The following is a 17,623-nucleotide window of genomic DNA, read 5'->3' on the forward strand; positions in this document are numbered from 1 at the left end:
GAGTTCTGCTATCCCGTGGTACCACTCTAATTGTTTTTGTCCAAAACAAAAACCGCTTCAATTTGATAACGAGGCCGTCCTCGCCTTTCCCTACTCATTTTCAGGAAAGAATCTCTAAAGTGCGCTTCATTATTTGCTCCATGTTAGGCTCACACCCTCCCTAACTCGCTATAATTTCACAAATAACTACTCTCTTTATCTTCGATTTTTAAGTATTTTACACTATTATAGCCACTTACTGTAGATTTACAATATATTCAGGAAACTTTTTTTAAAAGAATATATTTAAATTTCAAAAAGGAGCTAATTGGAATCTTTGAGTATCTAAGTACCGTTCCTTTATATGTTTATCTCACCTTACATCTTCTAATTCCGATCTTGTTTCATTCATCGCACCATGCTCACTCAGAATTTCAGCTAACTTCTCTTTCATTTCTTTTGAAGTTACAATACAACTTATTGAAAAGTACTTTACCCTTATTCTTAATTCATAACCTCCGTTGACCTCTTTTGAATACCCATAAAATCTGTGATTTACATCAATAGGAGCAAAATGAAAGGATTTTATTTTTTTCCAAGAAACAAAACGGTTTCCACTAATCAAGCCATCGTCCACTACTGCGAATAAGTTTAAGAGATTATCTGAATGAACTAAAGGTAGAAAAAATAGGAAGAAATACCACCAATCAATAGTTTTATCTAATGCTCCTATCACGAAAATGACAATTACGAAAATAAGCATAAGAATATATAGAATGATACCCACCTTTTGGTTAAAGTACGAGGGACAATCAACTGGTTTCTGAGGAAAATTTCGAAGACTCTTCATTTCCTCAGCCGTTTTCGGAATAATCGCCTGTTGATTCATTTTTGTCAGGAGTTGAACAAATCTAAAGCTCAAGTACACAATAATAATGAAAAAGAATATAATCATGAATAGCTTCAACCTAATCACCCTTTCCTCCACTCTTATCCCCAAAGTTACTCCACTATTTAATGTAAAATTCCACTTTCAAAAAGGTACCTTCATCTCTTGGAATTTAGATTTTTTTCCCATTTATATTTTTACGATTGAGACCATCTTTAAGTTTCAACCTTCTAGACTAATAAAACAACAAAAAACCCGAATAAGGGGATCTTTTATTCCTTTATTCGGGTTAGATTTCATAAGAAAATCGGGCCAAGTTTGAAATTTTCTCTGACTGAAACTAGAAATTATTCTCTTTAACAGCATTCTTTTTGGAAGTCATCCCACCAGAGAGCACGAACTTCATCGCATCTTCAGGCTTTACATCTATGACTTCCACTTGATCCTTTGGAATCAAAAAAGTAAAACCAGCAATTTGAAACGACTGTTGCACATAGACGGCTACATAATCTTTTAACGGACTATGCAAGCTCTCAACATCCTCGGAAGTAATAAAGCCAATCGCTTTCGCTTCAGTTCCAGGAACAGTTACCAACGCAACCTTGGAAAAGGACTTCTTCTCTCCAAAAAATGAATTAATCGTGTCTTTAATTACCGAATAAATGGATTTGATAATCGGAATATTTTCAAGCAGTCGATCAAGTAATCGGACGATCGTTCCTGTGAAAAATTTCGTAGACATCCATCCTAAAATGGTTATAACAACAATCGTAAATAGTAACCCGATCCCAGGAATATAATCTTCCTTCAAATAAGGCTTTAGAAAGCTTCCCAGTACACCGTCTAAAAACATAAATGTTTTGTAGACCACGAATATGACGAGAATGATCGGCACAATCGTTAAAATTCCATTCACAAAATTACGTAATATATGCTTCATATTCACTTCTCCTTAATATTGCTCATTCTTCCTTGTATTTTAAAAGATACCAGCAGAATTCACATCCGTCTATTTTACTTACATTCTATCTAGATCACCATTCGACAAAAATATCCTAACTCTAGGAAAATTCTCATTTAAAAAGATAATTCCAAACTCGAAATATGTTGTAACAATGGTCATTCTACACTATTAACGAATCTATTAAACTGTCTTATGATTTACTGGAACAAATTAATTAAAAATTCACACTATTAAAGGAGGTATTTTTATCATGAAAAAGATTTTAACCGTATGCTTTTCAGGAATCTTGACTATCGGGGCATTTACGGCTGTGATTCCATCTGTCAGTGCTGTTGGGAATGGTCCAAATTACGGTGGGAATGAATCGGTAAAAACCTCCATTCTCCAAACTTATTCAAGCATGGTAGATTACTTAAAAGTACAGGATGAAAAGCAAGAAGCTCTTGAGCTAGAAGTTGTCGGTAAAACCGTTAAGGGCCGCGATATCTACATGGCAAAATACATAAAGAATCCTGAAAATCCAACCATTCTATTCCTAACTCAGCAACATGGGAATGAGCAGCTCACAACAGAAGGTGCGTTAGAGTTCATTAAACATTTAGGTACAAATAAAACAAAAGATGTCCTGGATAATGTTAATGTGCTCATCATTCCAATGCTGAATGCGGATGGTTCAATGGGCGATGTGAACTTCTCACTCGAGAATTATGTAGCAGATGGTGGTAGACATTTAACGCGCTACAATGCCAATGAGGTCGACTTGAATCGCGAACATGATAAATCGACAGTGGATATGGAACCAGAAGTTCGGGCCTTACACGAAAATGTATTTCAAAAGTACAACATTGATTATATGATCGACCTTCATCACCAAGGCTCACAAAGTGCCATTAATGATGAGTATGTTTCGGGCTCCATCCTTTATCCTACTAATGAAAATGTAAAAGCCGAGGTACTCGCAAAATCCAAGAAGCTCGGTGCGGTTGTCTATCATTCTATTAGCTCAAAAGGATGGGGATTGATCGGAAAATACAATGGAGGCAGTGGAGAAAATATTGGACGGAACGGTGCTGCGGTAAGATATGACATTGCCACTCTATTGTTTGAAATGCGTGGAATGTCCGACCATGAATATGAATCTTATGTCCTCGGTCAAAAGAGTAACGGTTATCTAATCAAACAGACGATCACTACACTTGATTCAACTGTGAGAGCGATCGCTGATGGTTCAATCGAAACAGCTGATACAAGTTTTTGGGATACACTGCCAACTCAAAGCTCTAAGACTTCTGAAGAAGAAGACGAGTAATATCAGCACGAACACAAGTCCCCCTTTGGTCTTAATTAACCTTAGAGGGACTTTTCTTATCTAATGGTGGCTACTCGTTTAATCGTTTCCTCTAGCTTTTCATCGACTTTGCTCGCGTCTTCGATATGCTGCATGATCACGACATTGGCTTCGTCAAAAAGTGTTTTCGTATCCTGCATTTCGTTCATCACATCTTGTGAAAACTCTTTTTGCTCAACAATCGTTTCAAGGACTTCGCTTACTTCCATTTCAACATGTTTTATGACAGAAGTGATGGAATCAATTTTATTTGAGGTAGTTTTACTTAAATTGATTCCTTCTCTAATTAACTTTGTGCTAGCAGTCGTTGATTGTAGCGTGATATTAATATCCTTTTGAATATTATCTGTTAAGACACTTATGTTATTTGTACTCTCCGCTGTACTTTCCGCTAGCTTCCGTACTTCCTCCGCCACAACAGCAAACCCTTTTCCTTGCTCTCCTGCTCTTGCAGCTTCAATCGAGGCATTTAGAGCTAACAAATTGGTTTGATCCGCAATTTCTTTAATCACTTTGACGATCATTTCGATCTCTTTGGAACTATCGTTTAAGAGACTCATTTTATGATAGGTTTCTTCAAGCTCTTCTCCAAGTTGAGTGATGAGCTCCTCAACGTGATTAACTAAGTCTCTTCCTTCTTCTGTGTTCACAACCATCTCTTTTGCAGATTCTATTAACCCTTTTCCTTTTTGAAAAAGCTGTAGGAATTGTCTAGTGAAGCCTGGCTTATTTGATTGACGGTATCAAAACGTTTCTTAATCTCCGCCACTAAATCCTTCATAACATGATGCTGATTGTTGACGATTTCGTGTTGCTCGATTGTTTCTGATAGCTCCGTTTTAAACTTTTCCAAAAAAACCTCAAAAAACTTCTCTTTTTCCTGACATTCCGAATAGATTTTCTCTAGTTTTTCTTGAAGTTCCTTTTTCTCTTCTTCTATCAATCTAAAATGTTTTTTTGAAGTAAACATGTCCATATGCTCCTATCTTCTAAAATAACCTCATTATGTATGATTTCACTTTATAACAGTTTACATCGTACATAAGTGATTAATTTCACTGAAACGACAGAGGGACCTTCAAAAGATAACAATTTTCGTATTTTAGAAGTATGGAAAATCAATAGACTGGCAATACTTTTACTAGAATACGAGAAAACAAGGAGGGGAAGAAATGGATTATACAAATAGCATTCCTGAACAATTACCTGAAACGCTAGAGGAATTCTTAGAGGTATTGAAAAATCTCATATTGAGTTGAAGGAGGGGCATATGCTCTCCTTTTTTTATCGAAATTTATCAACACTAGCGAGAAGACTCCTTCCTCAACGACGTAGGGTGGAGATGAATCGCTTTTTTGTGTTATTTTCAAAATTCAATGAAAACAAAAGGACAAGGTTATGAATATTTGGTAAAATAAAATTAAGAACGAATGTTCTTTGGGAGGTGGATGAGAAATGGTGAAAACCTATTTTTCTAATCGTGTATACAAAAATACATTGCCTAAAAAATATATCGAATCTTTTTCCCATGCTCTTCTGTGTTTTGGTCGTTCAAAACATTTCGCACTTCAAACACAAGTGCTAGAAAAACGTTCGAATGAATCGAGAAGAAAAAAGTCTCTTCACCTTACCATAAAGGAACGTTTTCAATTGAATGATCATTATGCCAATAGTGCAATTCAAGAAGCGAACGCCATGATCAAATCTCAAAATGAACTTCAAAAAATGTATATCGAAAACAAAGAAGTTCAAATGACTTCCGTTAAAAAGAAAATCAAATCGACCAAGAGCCATTTAACAACTCTTTCAAAAATAAAACAATCCTTTATGAAAGGTCAACCGATTTTAAACAAAACATCCAGAGAAAAACAATTTGGACATTTTTTTGTGGTGCAATTCAATGAAAAAACAGACATTTACTATCACGCTTATCAATTTGAGCATGACTATTTAGATGTTCAAATCGCTTTTTTAAAAAGTAAATTAGGTCGTTTGGAATTCAAATTAGATCGGTTTCAAAAACAAATAAAGAGCTTAAAAAATAATACAAAAAGTATAGTTTTTGGTACGAAAAAATTATTCAAGGCTCAAAGCACTATAGAAAACTATCAAAATGATCATCAACAATGGCGAAAAGACTGGGAACAAGCGCGTTACAATCAAATGACCATTAGTGAACGAAAAGATGCCAAAGTTGGCAACTTTGTTTTTCATTATCTTACAGATGAACAAGAACTCCACTTCAAAACACCAAATGGTGTTGCGATAAAGATTGAGAATCTTGTCTTTCCGTATGGTCTAGAACAGGTTAACCAGGCAATTGAAACTCAAATGAACTGCAAAAATAAAAAGAAAAACGGGAAACCCATTGCGTGGTCTGTTGAAGACCATGGGGACTATTATATTTTCAAGTGTATAATTGATGTGCCAGAGAAGCCAAATATAAATTATTGCCGAGCTGAGGGCGTATTAGGTCTAGATTTAAATGTAGACCATATCGCATGGTCTAATATTAATTCAAAAGGTCAACTGATAAAATCAGGTTTGTTTTCTTTCGATTTAGATGGGAAAACCTCTGGTCAAAATACGAAAATCATCGAAAACAAGGCGGTCGTTATTGTCGATTTAGCGATGAAGTTACATAAACCCATCGCTTTAGAAAAATTAGATACCACTAAATCAAAAGTTTCTCATACATACGGCAGTAAAAAAGCCAATAAAGCGATGAGTCAATTTGCGTATAATAAAATGATTTCTACCATTAAAAATCGTGCATCGAAGATGGGGGTAGCTGTGTTTGAAATCAATCCAGCTTACACCTCTCAAATTGGCAAAATCAAATATATGAAGCGTTTTGGAATCTCCATTCACCAGTCTGCTTCATATGTCATTGCGCGTCGCGCAATGAGATTCAAAGAAACACTTCCACCAGTGTTGCATTCTCTGTTACCAGAGAAGATAGCAGGTCTACATCACTGGGCGCAGTGGAAGTGGGTTTCATCATGCCTATCCGAAGTTCGTAAACACGCGTTCTACCGGATAGAACTTTTTGCCTGCAACAAGATTGGTTCAATGAATCAATTCTTTCCTCCAGGAGCTCTTTCAGACCTGGAGGAAAAAGGTTTGTTAAAGGTGAAAGGTAGAAAATCCATAGCCTAGTTGAACGGGCAATGGTCTACTGAAATCTTTAGTAGTCTTTTTTAGGAATCCCCTTCCTCAAAAATCCATTTGGATTTTAGGTGGGGGTAGTTCAATGGGTACAGGACAATATCTTGTATATTGGATCACCATTAGAAAATTGAATCGTTTTTAGTAAAATAAGAAATCTAATATAAGGAGAACATACATGATCTTAGAATATTTACAAGAATGGTCTTACTTTGCCGTATTCTTTCTATCCGCAATTCCTTGGGTAGAATCAGCCGCAGTTGTTGTGTTGGCCATCGCTTTTGGCTTAAGCCCCATTCCATCTACCATCTTGGCTTTTGCAGGAAATTGGTTGGTCGTAGTTATTGTCGTCTTGCTTTTCGACCGTTGGCAAGAATGGAGAAATAGGAAAAGAGCTGAAAAAGGAATACAAAAGGAAGATAATAAAAAGAGAGCACGTGCACATGGGATTTTTGTAAAATACGGTTTGCCAGGGCTCGCATTCCTAGGCCCTTTACTAATCGGAACAGAGATAGCAGCTGCATTCGCCATGATTTTCAAAGCGCCCCGTAAGAACGTCCTAATTTGGATGACAATCAGTCTCGCAGTGTGGACAATACTGTTTGCAACAGCCACCTATTATGGTTTTAACATCCTCGGATGAATAACAAAAGCCAGTCAATTATAGTTGACTGGCTTTTTGTACGGGGAAATCATATTACAAATGCATTCCTGTATTTGCTTTAACAGTGACTTCGGCAAAGCGTTTTGCATCCTGTTTCTTAGATACAGCCGTTCCAATAACCGCTCCGATAAAACCTAGAGGAACAGAAATAATCGCAGGATTTGTTAGATTAATAAGAGGATCCCCTACAAATATAGCTGCTCCCTCAACTGGAGAAAATACATTTGGGCTGACAATTACAAGAATAATAGAGGATAAAAGACCACTAAGCATACCTGTAATCGCGCCTGCTGTGTTGAATTTTTTCCAATAAATTGTAAAGATAATGACTGGTAAGTTGGCACTTGCCGCTACACAAAATGCTAATGATACAAGGAAAGCCACATTCATTTTTTGAGCAAATAATGCTAGAAGGATTGAAAGGATCGCAACCCCAATGGAAGCATACTTCGCAGCTAACATCTGTTGTTTTTCTGTCGCTTTTCCCTTCTTAATGATTTGACCATAGATATCGTGTGCAAAGGCTGATGCACCTGATAACACTAGACCTGCCACAACGGCCAAAATAGTAGCAAAGGCAACCGCTGATACAAATGACATTAAGAAATCTCCCCCAAGGGCTTCAGCCAATAGTGGGGCCGCCATATTCCCTGCAGCATTTGCAGCAAGAATATTATCAAAGCCCACATAATGTGCTGCACCAAAGCCAAGAAAAATCGTCATGACATAAAAAATTCCGATCACCCAAGTTGCTGTAATAACAGAACTTCTTGCTGTTTTTGCATTTTTAACTGTAAAAAAGCGCATCAGGATATGAGGCAGTCCCGCAGTTCCGAGAACAAGTGCAATCATCAAGGAAATCGTATCAAGTGGAACTTTATATTTTACCCCAGGATTTAAGTAGTCCGCACCAAGAGGGGTAACCGTTTTCATTTCGGAGAACATTTGAAAAATATTAAAGTTGAACTTAGCAAGTACCATGACGGAAATAATGACTGTTCCGATCATTAAGAGTACAGCTTTTATGATTTGCACCCAGCTGGTAGCAGTCATTCCACCAAACAATACATAAATGGTCATCATGACACCAACAATTAAAACAGCAATCCAATAGTCTATACCAAATAGCAACTGAATGAGCGCACCTGCTCCGACTAGCTGAGCAATCATATAGAAAATAACAATGGTAATCGTATTTAGTGCGGCGACCGCACGAACCTTTTTCGCATCAAATCTTGAATTAATCATGTCTGCCAATGTGTATTTTCCTAGATTCCGAAGTGGCTCTGCAACAATAAATAGGACAACTAAATAAGCAACAAGGTAACCAATACTATAGAAAAATCCGTCAAAGCCGCTAAGCGCAATCATTCCTGCAATTCCTAAGAAGGATGCCGCAGATAAATAATCGCCTGCAATCGCTAACCCATTTTGCCAGCCTGTCAAGCCTCCACCTGCAGTATAGAACTCACTAGCTGTCTTTGTCCGCTTGGCTGCATAATACGTAATGACCAAAGTCATCGCAACAATGATAAGGAATAAGATAACAACGGTTGAATTCATGCACCTTTTTCTCCTTTTTTAAATTCTTCTTCGACTATTTCATTTGCTAAATTGTCAAAGAGATTGGCTTTTTTCACATAAACGGTACAAAGCACCCAAGTCATAATAAATTGCGCAAAAGCAAAGACCCATGCCCATGAAATATCACCAACTGCTTTGTAGTTAAGAACGGTTGAGTAAGAAGTTAACAAAGGTAATGCGAAGTAGAAGACTAAGAAGAAAATAGTAAGCGGAACGATGAATTTTTTCTTTGAAGAAAGTAGCTCTTTGAATTTTTTACTCGAGGCAATTTGCACATAGTCAATTTGCTTGCCTTCAAATTTTCCCATTTTGACCACTCCTTTTTTGATTTTCCCCCACTACATAATAGTAATAATGTATAATACTGTTTGTCAACTGAATATTTATATAATTCAGAATATACATTAAATGGACTTTTGGGTTAAAATTCAAGGAATGGAGTGCTTCATTATGCTCCTATTTAATGCTCCCACACATTTTTTTCTACATAAATCACTTCATCAGCGCTTTTGATCACGATATCAAAATGCTCACTGTACGGATGCATAAACAATTCGTACTGAATCCGGCGTTCTTCATGAGACTGCCTTAAGTAATTGATATCAGCTCCTCTTTCAGCAATATCTCGGCCCGACCTTCTCATTAATTCCGTTTCACCCTCTGTGTAAAAATAGATTCTTAGATCAAATAGCTTCGGATCAATAAAAGCAACGCTCATTCCCTCTACAATCGTCACTTTCTTATTCGAGGATATTAGCTCGCTCTTCTGATAATGGGTACCGATTGTTTGGAAATCCAATCCCGATTTTGCCATCTGTACATCTCGTTCTAATGATGGTAAATGATGTGCCGATGGATGGCAGGCTGTCATTTTATATCGATGAATTTCTCCATGATAGGAATAGTCGATAATAGCATGCTTACGTATATCGGAACTCACAATATACGGATCAGTATTGATATAGTTGACTTCATTTTGATTTAGAAGGCTCATAAGCCTATTGGCAAAGGTTGTTTTGCCAGCAGCCCCATGGCCTGATATGCCAATCACTATCTCACCATCCGTTGCCCTAATCCAATTTGTGATTTTTTCCAGCAATCTGTCCATCTTCACTCCTCCTTTCGCCATTTATTAATACCCGTACTCTTCAAATTTCTTCTCATTCCCATAAAACACATTCACATCTATGAACTTTTCTTTCCCACTATAACCGTCCAACTGCTCTCGATCGGTATACTGCCAAAACGTCCAATCTCGCTCATCAGATAATGTAGGAACTTTGAATACATCCCGAATCCAAATATCGCATTGTTCAAAACTGTCTTTGATATATAAGTCATATGCTTCATTGGTTGTGTATAATAGGACACGTTTTCCATAGGCTTCTTCTAGCATTTTTACCATTGTTTGAAGCTCTTTCTCTACTTGTTGACGATTAGGCGGAGTTTTCTTTTTATCCCCATAAAATTCAACATCAATTACAGGTGGCAATGACCTTTCATTTACAGGTACCGTCTTGATAAAGTTCTGTGCTTGAGTTTTCCCCTCACTATCATAGCTGAAAAAGTGGTATGCACCCACTCGTAAGTCTGTTTTATCTGCTTCATCCCAATTTTTCTCAAAGTACTTGTCGACAAAGCTACTTCCTTCCGTTGCCTTGATAAAAGCAAATTGTAAGCCTTGTTCCTGAAGCTTTGACCATTCAATATCTCCCTGATATGCTGAAACATCCACACCTTTTATAAGGTAGTTTTTTGCAGAAAAATGGTTAGGTATTAAGATACCTTGATACCAAAATACAGCCGTTATAACCAATCCAAGAAAAAGAATAGATACTATCCAAAATAGATTCTTCATTTTTGCACTACTCATCTCGCGCACATCATTTCATTTTTTTGTCATAGCTATACATTAGCATATTTTTACAAACCCTTCTCTATAAAACTAGTAGCGATTCGTATTTCCTACTCTTATTTTATGCTCAAAAACGTCATTCTGAATTCTCCCATTTTCCTTCTGTAGGAGGAGAATAAATTGTGTATCCTTCGTTTCAAAAGAATAGGTTGTTCCGCTGATCGGCCTAATGTTTTTAATGTCTTTTTCTGCACCAAATATCTCTTCTATGACAACTGGATCAGAGAGTAACCTTTCCACTTCACGCCTTCCACCCATCTCATTAATCCGTTCAATCGGATCAATACATAGTAGAAAGAACATGCCTAGTAAAATTAGCAGCACTTTTAGTCCTTTTCTCAATCGACTGCCTCCCTTCATAAATTGATCTAAGTTAAATCTTCATAAGAGATCCAATGTATGCGATAATTAAGATATATTTCAATTGTTCTTAATATTAATTTCTGGCGGAGTCTGTCATTACGGGACGAATATGTCCTTAATTGATGGACTCTTTATTTCATATTTAGTGAAAAAAACTCAAAGGGGCAATTGTTCGATGAACATTCACTTTGTAGTGGCAGTGATTGCATATTTCATCCTTTTAGTCTTAACCTACGGAGCTATTATTTTAAAAGATAGGGATGATGAAGAAGGTGAGGAGATCATCGTTTTAGCTTTTAATAAGGCCTATGTCATCCTTGCATTCGGACTTCTTGTTGTTTATAGTCTGTTCCTGCTTCCTCACATTACCTTAGATTATCAAACTACTTCCTATCTCATCCTAGTCAGCAAATTTATTCCGTATGTACCCTTGGAGTCAGTCTATATGTTTTAAATAAGAAAAAGTATCATTTATGAATCTCAGTTACGTGAGGATTGTAAAAATGCGCAGTGGAGACTCATATGATCCACTGCGCATTTTAATCAGACATAAGATACCTTTTACGACCATGATGCAAAAGGGGCCACCATTCTCAAATTACCTACGGGTGTATCCGCCCTATATGAGCCATTTGTTATAGGTTCATATGTATTTCACGTATTACGCTCATATATTCTTGAACTATCTCCCCAAGGATGGTACCCCTCACCTATATAAGTGAATCCGTATTTTTCATAGTAGCCAATATGATCTGTACATAAGTATACTTTATTAAATCCAGCTATTTTCGCATCTGCTTTGGCACGCAAAAGCAGTTCCTTCCCTAAAGACTTACCACGATATTTTTCTTCTACGTAAATCGCACATATCCAGGGCCACAAATCCATGCGGCTAATAAAATCATTGCTAATTAAACCTGCACATCCAATAATCTCTCCTGCATCCTCCAGTAAGTACCAATTAGGCAGAGGACTTTCGGTTGAAATGCTATGAGTAATGCAGTTCTCATACACTTTCATGCTACCCTCACTTGCCCATTTGCTTTGAAAATATTGAATTGCAGCATCCTTGTACTCAGGATATTCTCTCACGTTGATAATTCTCATAATAGTTTCCTTTCTTCTTAATTCATTCTTAAGTACTTCGACTACGCTAATTTATCTCATCTTATCCAATCACCTAGTTACTCCAATTCTATTATGGAAAAACCTCCATTAAATAGAAAGTCATTTCTTTCACTAGAACATAACTTTTTAATAATTGGAAATAATTTGTTTGAGGTGTTCTAAATGAGGCTTAACGAATTGAAGAAAAATGATGACTTTATTAAAAGAGAAGTTAAATATGGGGAACGGAAGATCACTCTTTACTATCTCAAATCAATTTGTGATGAAGAAAAAATCACAGACACGATCATCTCGCCTTTTTATGAAATCTTCAAAATGGATACGTTCGTCGATTATATTCAGTCGTTTGAAGAATGGGCGATCATTGATAAAGAAAAAGTTGCAATCGATAAAATATTCGGCGGAAATGTAGTTATCTCACTAGAAGATAAAATATATGCTGTTAAAATGGACAAGTTTGAGTCCCGTTCTATTAGCGAATCATCTGAGGAAAGTGTCTTACAAGGACCAAAAGATAGTTTAAGTGAAAAAATAAGTACCTCTCTAAACATTATTCGTAACCGTTATCGGAAAGACACTTTGATAGTGAAAAATCACAAATTAGGACAGAACTCTAAAACTAATCTAATTGTCCTGTACGACAATACCCTTTGTGATCACGAAAACCTCCTGTACCTAAATAATAAACTTAAAAATATCGAAGTGGATTTATTGCAATCTGCCGGCCAATTACAGAAATTTTTGATGGATAGAAAATGGTGTCCATTTCCTTTATTCCTGACAACTGAACGACCCGACAGAGTTGTTACGAACTTATCTCAAGGAAAAATTGTTTTTCTTATCGAAGGTTCCTCATGGGCATTAATTGGACCAGCCCGTTTCTATGATTTTTTTAAATCCATGGATGATCCCGTAGAATTACCAATAGTAGGGAAATTCTTTATTCTCATTCGGTATATCGCAGTGATTATTACCCTTTTCTTTCCAGCACTATATGTAGCAGTCATTTCCTATACTCCAGAGATTTTAAAGATTCAATTTGCTCTCTTAATTGCAGGGAGTAGAATATCCGTTCCATTTCCTTCCTATGCGGAGATTATTTTCATGATGATTATGGCGGAATTTTTAAGTGAAGCGAGTATTCGTTTACCCAGAACCATTAGTTCTTCTGCCACAACGGTTGGTGGTCTAATTCTTGGCCAAGCCGCCTCTGAGGCTGGCTTAATAGGCGATGTTATGATTGTCGTGATCGCAACTGTAGCACTCTCCATATTTGTTATTCCTATAAATTCCATGCATCAAGCAATCAGAGTTCTCCGATATCCCTTCATTATTCTGGGGAGTTTATTTGGAGCTATAGGAGTTCTAATAGGCGCGTTTGCTCTTTTAACTTACCTATGTAATTTACGTAGTTTAGGGAAGCCGTATATGCAACTATTAACCAATAAGACACTGTAGGTGGATACAAATGTTAGGACAACGTTATTACATATATTTGTTTTATATCAATGCACTTGTAAGTGTAACAGCTTGTATTCCACAACTTTTATACAAAAATCGTTATAATGGAAGCTTAACAAGCCTTGCCTTGTCCGTCATAATAGGGGCTATTTTCATTTTCTTATTTCAATCCCGAATCAAAAAATTTCCAAGACAAAATATTTTGGAAATTTTAGATAGAGATTTACCAAATATACTCATAAAAGCTTATCATTCCTTAAGCTTCCTCTTAAGCGTTTTTGCAGGTGTATTATTCCTTAATTCCATCATGCAAATCATAAGGGAATTTGCCCCTCTAAACTCATCTATGATCTTTTATTGTTTTCTCCTTTTAATTGTATTTTCCATATTAATTGAAACCAATTCAATCTTATTCATGCTAGAGATCGTTATTCTATTTGTTACACCCTTATTACTCCTTATACTATTACGTTTTTTTACAGACCACTTAGTATTAATGGATTCTATTAAGGAGTCTTTCACTTATATCGTGCATTTCCCCAAAGCTCATTCAGTTGTATCGGGCTTATTTATATTTACAGGATATACAAATTTATTAGTCTATTGTGAACATATAGTCTCTATTAATAAGAAACACCTATTGATTATCTGGTTCATTTTGTGTTGTGTTCTTTTTTCCACCTATTTCATTCCCATTGGATACTTCGGGCTCAAAGGAGTAGGATTAGAAAACTATGTTTGGGTTACCACTATTGATAGTATGCATATTAATTATTTTTTCTTAGAAAGAATGGTTTTGGTTTTTATTCTGATCCTAATTGGCATAACTTTAATGTATTTAATCATTAATTATCATTCGGCAATTAGGATGCTGCAGATGATGACAGATGATATTGGAGGAAAAATAAAGTGGTTTGGAATAGTTATCGTGGTTATTTCAGCTTTAGTCACACAGTATTACGCAGACGAAATAAATCTATTAACGTTTTTCATCTATTACTTCGTTTTCCGATTTATTTTGGATCTCATTTTAATATTCCTTCTATTTTATGTTACCAAAAAGGCAAGTTAAAGAACTTATTCACACTTTCATCTTTCCTGCTCGTTCTTACTTTGCTTAACGGTTGCTCTTTTATGGACATTGATAAGCGTTCCTTTGTGACTGCGATTGGCATTGATGAATCTGACAATCTTGAAAAAAAATATAAAATCACCCTCAAAATCTCTCTTTCAAAGGGAGATCCCGCTACCACTGGTGCAGAATTTACGTTACTATCTTTTGATGCCAATTCGATATCAGAAGCTCTAAAAAACATGCAATCAATGACAGATAAGGAGCTATTCTACGGACATACAAAGACCATTCTCATTGGTGAAAATGTTGCAACAAAAGAGATTCGTCCGATTATTGATTATTTCGTAAGAAAGGCAGATATACAAAGAACTGCCTATTTAGGTGTTGCAGTGCCAAATGCATTACAGGTATTAGAGTTTAAACCAAAAGTGGAACAGGTCGCAGGTAGTTATTTATTTTCTATGTTCGAAGAAAACAGCAACGAATCTCCTTACGCAAAAGCACTAACATTATTTGATGCATATAGGCGAGAGACAGAATCCGGAATAAATTTGGCCATGCCCATTATTGAAGTTCAACACAAAAAAATTCAAGTTAACACCATTGCTTTATTCAGCAAAAAGGGGCTGGAATCCAAGCTTAACGCCAAAGAGTCTGAACTATTTAAACTGCTGACTGTCGGGATTAAGAATGGAAGTACAATCATTAATACAAATGATGGTACGTATACAATTAAAATTCTGAAAGGGAAAACCAATTGCAAAATTATAAATGCCGATAACAATACGAAAACAGCTTTTTTCCATATTAAATTACAAACTTCTGTAGAAGAGAAAGTGGACAATCATTTAGATCTTACATATGAGAAAGTACAAAAAATCCAAGACGAAACGGAGAAAAAAATCAAAAAAGATGTCCATTTACTTTTAGATACGATACAGAAATCAAAGCTTGATCCAATGGGACTTGGCCTGAAACTTAGAGCAAGTAGCTTACTCCATCGCGATATCCCTGATATCTATTCAAACCTCAACTTTAAAGTAAAAGTGGATTGCCGGATAAAAGAAGCTGGGATAGTAGGATGAAACTTCGACGTTCATATAAAAATAACCTCTTCCGGCCATCAGCGAAGAGGTTATTTTTGTTCATAGCGATCTATTAACTTTTATTTATTATACAATACTACCGTTCTTAATTCGTTCTGGACAAGTATAGATGTTCAAAGATTGATTTCGGATAAAACCTACCGTCGTGATTCTGAGTTCTTCTGCCAGCTGTAGTGCCAATTCCGTTGGAGCTGACTTTGAAAGAACGACCTCACATCCTATTTTGGATACTTTTAATAAAATTTCTGAAGAGATGCGTCCACTAAAAACAATAACTTTATCACTCATCGTGATGCCATTTTTTAAGCAATACCCATATATTTTATCTAAAGCATTATGCCGTCCGATATCCATTCGACTTAAAATTATGCCCTTTCTATCGCAAAGTGCTGCATTATGAACTCCTCCAGTAGCTTGAAAAGTCGTAGCAGAACTTTGCAACTCTTCCATTAAACGAAAGCACTGCTCTGTAGAAAGAGTCACTCGATTTTCATGCATTTTTTTAGCGATCAATGCATCATTTACAAAAACAAATCCCTGTCTACTCATTCCACAGCATGACGTGATATAGCGTTTGTTTTGGAAATTTTGAAAGTAGGGATTCAATTTATCTGTTTTAACATGTACATAACCTTCTTTTTCTTGAACCCATAACTCTTTAATATCCTCATAACGCTTTATAATTCCTTCAGATGCTAAATACCCTATGACCATATCTTCAATATGCTCCGGTGTACAAACCATCGTTACAAGCTCTTCCCCATTAATTTTTACGGTAACAGGGAACTCTGTCACAATCGCATCTTCAGTTGACTCCGTATACCCATTTGTACACCTTATAATTTTTCGTTTTCTTACGATTGGTTTCATCAAAAGATCCCTACTTTTTTAAGAATGCTGATGTAGTTGAAAATTAACAATAAGGACTGTTTCTGTATGATTCAATTTTTCATATCGCTATTTTCTTTAATCGATTTATCAAATACAAAAACCGTCATGGCTGTGTCGAGATCGATATTGATATCAGTAAAAAGACTGACAAACTTCGCCTCAACTAATTCTTCAAGTTTGTTTACCACGGTTGGTTCCTTATAAATATTTTTCACTAGTTCAGTTCGTGCTTCATGTACCATCAACTGGCCTTCGTTGGATTTAATCATGAATTTTTCAACATTTGATAAGTTACCTTTCATCTCGCAAATGACCCATGGACCTACAATTCGGGTATTAATTTCCCTTGGTCCATTTCCGATGTGTTCCTTGCGAATTTCACGAATCAGCATGCTGAAATGATGCTCCAAATTTTTGGTCATAAAATTCCCCTCATTTACATTTTGATTTTCTTCAAATTCTAATCGGTAACCATTCATAAATTTTTGTTTTCAAATCGATTGCAAGGAAGTTTTATTCTCCATTTATTATGGAACGATAGCATACGAATACATACAACGAAAATAACGATAATCGTCAATTCAATAGGACTGCTCCAGCCGAACCAAATACAAATCGCACACAAAAATGTAAGAATTGCATGGGTTTCTTCCTTTAAAGCAAGAGGGGTTCTGCCCGCTAACAAATCTCGAATCATCCCTCCACCAACACCAGTAAACATAGAAGCGATAATAATAATCCCTAGATCATGCTCGAGACTTTTTGCTAACAACCCTCCTTGTATCGCAAAGGAAGCAAGACCAATAGAGTCAAAGAAATATCCCCATCGTTTCCAATGATTAACCCATTTTCTTTCTAAAAATATAATGATCGTTAGCGTTATGAGCACAATCAGTAATGATTGACGATCCCATATATCAGAAATCGGGACATCAAGCACGATGTTTCTGATTACGGCTCCGCCATAAGACGTTGTAAGTCCAAGAACAAAGATTCCAATAAAGGAATATTTGACCTGCAGAGCAACAAAAGCTCCACTAGCTGCGTAAGCAATAATTCCGACGATGTGTAAAACTGACCAAGTCAAT

20 protein-coding genes and 1 other annotated feature (1 of these 21 running past the window's edge) are annotated in these 17,623 nt (G+C 36.2%); of the genes, 7 read left to right on the top strand and 13 right to left on the bottom strand.

The genetic code is table 11. From position 1 onward, the window contains the following. Nucleotides 1–211, bottom strand: a binding site (T-box leader); it reaches 11 nt to the left of the window's first position. Between the two features lie 141 nt (nt 212–352). After that, nucleotides 353–955 carry a hypothetical protein gene (locus FA727_RS20675; RefSeq protein ID WP_136833393.1) on the bottom strand — a complete coding sequence of 201 codons (603 nt, stop codon included), beginning with the start codon at nt 953–955 and terminating at the stop codon, nt 353–355. Between the two features lie 253 nt (nt 956–1,208). Next, a complete protein-coding gene (locus FA727_RS20680) occupies nt 1,209–1,808 on the bottom strand; it encodes a DUF502 domain-containing protein (protein ID WP_136833394.1) in 600 nt (199 codons plus the stop codon). Between the two features lie 274 nt (nt 1,809–2,082). Here FA727_RS20680 and FA727_RS20685 point away from each other — a divergent pair, with 274 nt between their 5' ends. Then, on the top strand, nt 2,083–3,141 hold the full coding sequence (locus FA727_RS20685) for a M14 family zinc carboxypeptidase (RefSeq protein ID WP_170209297.1): 1,059 nt from the start codon (nt 2,083–2,085) through the stop codon (nt 3,139–3,141). A gap of 56 nt (nt 3,142–3,197) precedes the next feature. On the opposite strand, the gene FA727_RS20690 is transcribed toward FA727_RS20685, so the two are convergent. Next, complete coding sequence (locus FA727_RS20690) at nt 3,198–3,830, bottom strand: methyl-accepting chemotaxis protein (protein WP_246041985.1); 633 nt, start codon at nt 3,828–3,830, stop codon at nt 3,198–3,200. A gap of 23 nt (nt 3,831–3,853) precedes the next feature. Further along, complete coding sequence (locus tag FA727_RS24840; RefSeq protein WP_136833397.1) at nt 3,854–4,150, bottom strand: hypothetical protein; 297 nt, start codon at nt 4,148–4,150, stop codon at nt 3,854–3,856. A 485-nt stretch (nt 4,151–4,635) separates the two neighbouring features. Here FA727_RS24840 and FA727_RS20700 point away from each other — a divergent pair, with 485 nt between their 5' ends. Beyond that, on the top strand, nt 4,636–6,339 hold the full coding sequence (locus tag FA727_RS20700; RefSeq protein WP_136833398.1) for an IS200/IS605 family accessory protein TnpB-related protein: 1,704 nt from the start codon (nt 4,636–4,638) through the stop codon (nt 6,337–6,339). 187 nt (nt 6,340–6,526) lie between these two features. Further along, nucleotides 6,527–6,991, top strand: a complete 465-nt coding sequence (locus FA727_RS20705; RefSeq protein ID WP_136833399.1) for a small multi-drug export protein — start codon at nt 6,527–6,529, stop codon at nt 6,989–6,991. A gap of 54 nt (nt 6,992–7,045) precedes the next feature. On the opposite strand, the gene FA727_RS20710 is transcribed toward FA727_RS20705, so the two are convergent. The 5 genes from FA727_RS20710 to FA727_RS20730 all read right to left on the bottom strand — a co-directional run bounded on the left by FA727_RS20710 (nt 7,046) and on the right by FA727_RS20730 (nt 10,853). Continuing rightward, on the bottom strand, nt 7,046–8,575 hold the full coding sequence (locus FA727_RS20710; RefSeq protein ID WP_136833400.1) for a solute symporter family protein: 1,530 nt from the start codon (nt 8,573–8,575) through the stop codon (nt 7,046–7,048). Then, complete coding sequence (locus tag FA727_RS20715; RefSeq protein WP_136833401.1) at nt 8,572–8,904, bottom strand: DUF485 domain-containing protein; 333 nt, start codon at nt 8,902–8,904, stop codon at nt 8,572–8,574. Before FA727_RS20715 ends, FA727_RS20710 begins: the two co-directional genes overlap by 4 nt. Nucleotides 8,905–9,056: 152 nt before the next feature. Beyond that, entirely contained in the window at nt 9,057–9,704 is a 648-nt protein-coding gene (locus FA727_RS20720; protein WP_136833402.1) for a uridine kinase family protein, read from the bottom strand. 24 nt (nt 9,705–9,728) lie between these two features. Then, nucleotides 9,729–10,454, bottom strand: a complete 726-nt coding sequence (locus FA727_RS20725; RefSeq protein ID WP_136833403.1) for a glycoside hydrolase family 25 protein — start codon at nt 10,452–10,454, stop codon at nt 9,729–9,731. Nucleotides 10,455–10,541: 87 nt separating this feature from the next. Continuing rightward, nucleotides 10,542–10,853, bottom strand: a complete 312-nt coding sequence (locus tag FA727_RS20730; protein WP_136833404.1) for a hypothetical protein — start codon at nt 10,851–10,853, stop codon at nt 10,542–10,544. Between the two features lie 196 nt (nt 10,854–11,049). On the opposite strand from FA727_RS20730, the gene FA727_RS20735 reads away from it, so the two are divergent. Next, on the top strand, nt 11,050–11,328 hold the full coding sequence (locus FA727_RS20735) for a hypothetical protein (protein WP_136833405.1): 279 nt from the start codon (nt 11,050–11,052) through the stop codon (nt 11,326–11,328). 200 nt (nt 11,329–11,528) lie between these two features. On the opposite strand, the gene FA727_RS20740 is transcribed toward FA727_RS20735, so the two are convergent. Continuing rightward, a complete protein-coding gene (locus tag FA727_RS20740; RefSeq protein ID WP_136833406.1) occupies nt 11,529–11,981 on the bottom strand; it encodes a GNAT family N-acetyltransferase in 453 nt (150 codons plus the stop codon). A gap of 183 nt (nt 11,982–12,164) precedes the next feature. On the opposite strand from FA727_RS20740, the gene FA727_RS20745 reads away from it, so the two are divergent. From FA727_RS20745 to FA727_RS20750, 3 genes are all read left to right on the top strand, one after another. Continuing rightward, on the top strand, nt 12,165–13,460 hold the full coding sequence (locus FA727_RS20745; protein WP_136833407.1) for a spore germination protein: 1,296 nt from the start codon (nt 12,165–12,167) through the stop codon (nt 13,458–13,460). An 880-nt stretch (nt 13,461–14,340) separates the two neighbouring features. Next, nucleotides 14,341–14,535, top strand: coding sequence for a hypothetical protein (locus FA727_RS24845; RefSeq protein ID WP_246041986.1), 195 nt, complete (start codon nt 14,341–14,343; stop codon nt 14,533–14,535). After that, nucleotides 14,508–15,623 carry a Ger(x)C family spore germination protein gene (locus tag FA727_RS20750; protein ID WP_281280935.1) on the top strand — a complete coding sequence of 372 codons (1,116 nt, stop codon included), beginning with the start codon at nt 14,508–14,510 and terminating at the stop codon, nt 15,621–15,623. The genes FA727_RS24845 and FA727_RS20750 overlap by 28 nt, the downstream gene beginning before the upstream one ends. An 87-nt stretch (nt 15,624–15,710) precedes the next feature. Here FA727_RS20750 and fdhD read toward each other — a convergent pair whose 3' ends face one another. The 3 genes from fdhD to FA727_RS20765 form a co-directional block, all read right to left on the bottom strand. Continuing rightward, entirely contained in the window at nt 15,711–16,514 is an 804-nt protein-coding gene (gene fdhD, locus FA727_RS20755; protein WP_136833409.1) for a formate dehydrogenase accessory sulfurtransferase FdhD, read from the bottom strand. 71 nt (nt 16,515–16,585) lie between these two features. Beyond that, nucleotides 16,586–16,957 (bottom strand): Na-translocating system protein MpsC family protein, encoded by a 372-nt coding sequence (locus FA727_RS20760; protein WP_136833410.1) that lies wholly within the window; start codon nt 16,955–16,957, stop codon nt 16,586–16,588. A gap of 53 nt (nt 16,958–17,010) precedes the next feature. Further along, nucleotides 17,011–17,622: a trimeric intracellular cation channel family protein gene (locus FA727_RS20765; protein ID WP_136833411.1), complete on the bottom strand. Its 612-nt coding sequence runs from the start codon at nt 17,620–17,622 to the stop codon at nt 17,011–17,013. Nucleotide 17,623 lies beyond the last annotated feature (1 nt).

It is taken from the genome of Robertmurraya kyonggiensis (assembly GCF_005116465.1).
GTDB classification, from domain to species: domain Bacteria; phylum Bacillota; class Bacilli; order Bacillales; family Cytobacillaceae; genus Robertmurraya; species Robertmurraya kyonggiensis.

Excerpts from the sequence above, each read along its gene's own strand:
- FA727_RS20680 (WP_136833394.1), bottom strand. The coding sequence starts at position 1,808 with ATGAAGCATATATTACGTAATTTTGTGAATGGAATTTTAACGATTGTG.
- FA727_RS20685 (WP_170209297.1), top strand. The coding sequence starts at position 2,083 with ATGAAAAAGATTTTAACCGTATGCTTTTCAGGAATCTTGACTATCGGG.
- FA727_RS24840 (WP_136833397.1), bottom strand. The coding sequence starts at position 4,150 with ATGTTTACTTCAAAAAAACATTTTAGATTGATAGAAGAAGAGAAAAAG.
- FA727_RS20700 (WP_136833398.1), top strand. The coding sequence starts at position 4,636 with ATGGTGAAAACCTATTTTTCTAATCGTGTATACAAAAATACATTGCCT.
- FA727_RS20705 (WP_136833399.1), top strand. The coding sequence starts at position 6,527 with ATGATCTTAGAATATTTACAAGAATGGTCTTACTTTGCCGTATTCTTT.
- FA727_RS20710 (WP_136833400.1), bottom strand. The coding sequence starts at position 8,575 with ATGAATTCAACCGTTGTTATCTTATTCCTTATCATTGTTGCGATGACT.
- FA727_RS20715 (WP_136833401.1), bottom strand. The coding sequence starts at position 8,904 with ATGGGAAAATTTGAAGGCAAGCAAATTGACTATGTGCAAATTGCCTCG.
- FA727_RS20720 (WP_136833402.1), bottom strand. The coding sequence starts at position 9,704 with ATGGACAGATTGCTGGAAAAAATCACAAATTGGATTAGGGCAACGGAT.
- FA727_RS20725 (WP_136833403.1), bottom strand. The coding sequence starts at position 10,454 with ATGAAGAATCTATTTTGGATAGTATCTATTCTTTTTCTTGGATTGGTT.
- FA727_RS20735 (WP_136833405.1), top strand. The coding sequence starts at position 11,050 with ATGAACATTCACTTTGTAGTGGCAGTGATTGCATATTTCATCCTTTTA.
- FA727_RS20740 (WP_136833406.1), bottom strand. The coding sequence starts at position 11,981 with ATGAGAATTATCAACGTGAGAGAATATCCTGAGTACAAGGATGCTGCA.
- FA727_RS20745 (WP_136833407.1), top strand. The coding sequence starts at position 12,165 with ATGAGGCTTAACGAATTGAAGAAAAATGATGACTTTATTAAAAGAGAA.
- FA727_RS24845 (WP_246041986.1), top strand. The coding sequence starts at position 14,341 with ATGATGACAGATGATATTGGAGGAAAAATAAAGTGGTTTGGAATAGTT.
- fdhD (WP_136833409.1), bottom strand. The coding sequence starts at position 16,514 with ATGAAACCAATCGTAAGAAAACGAAAAATTATAAGGTGTACAAATGGG.
- FA727_RS20760 (WP_136833410.1), bottom strand. The coding sequence starts at position 16,957 with ATGACCAAAAATTTGGAGCATCATTTCAGCATGCTGATTCGTGAAATT.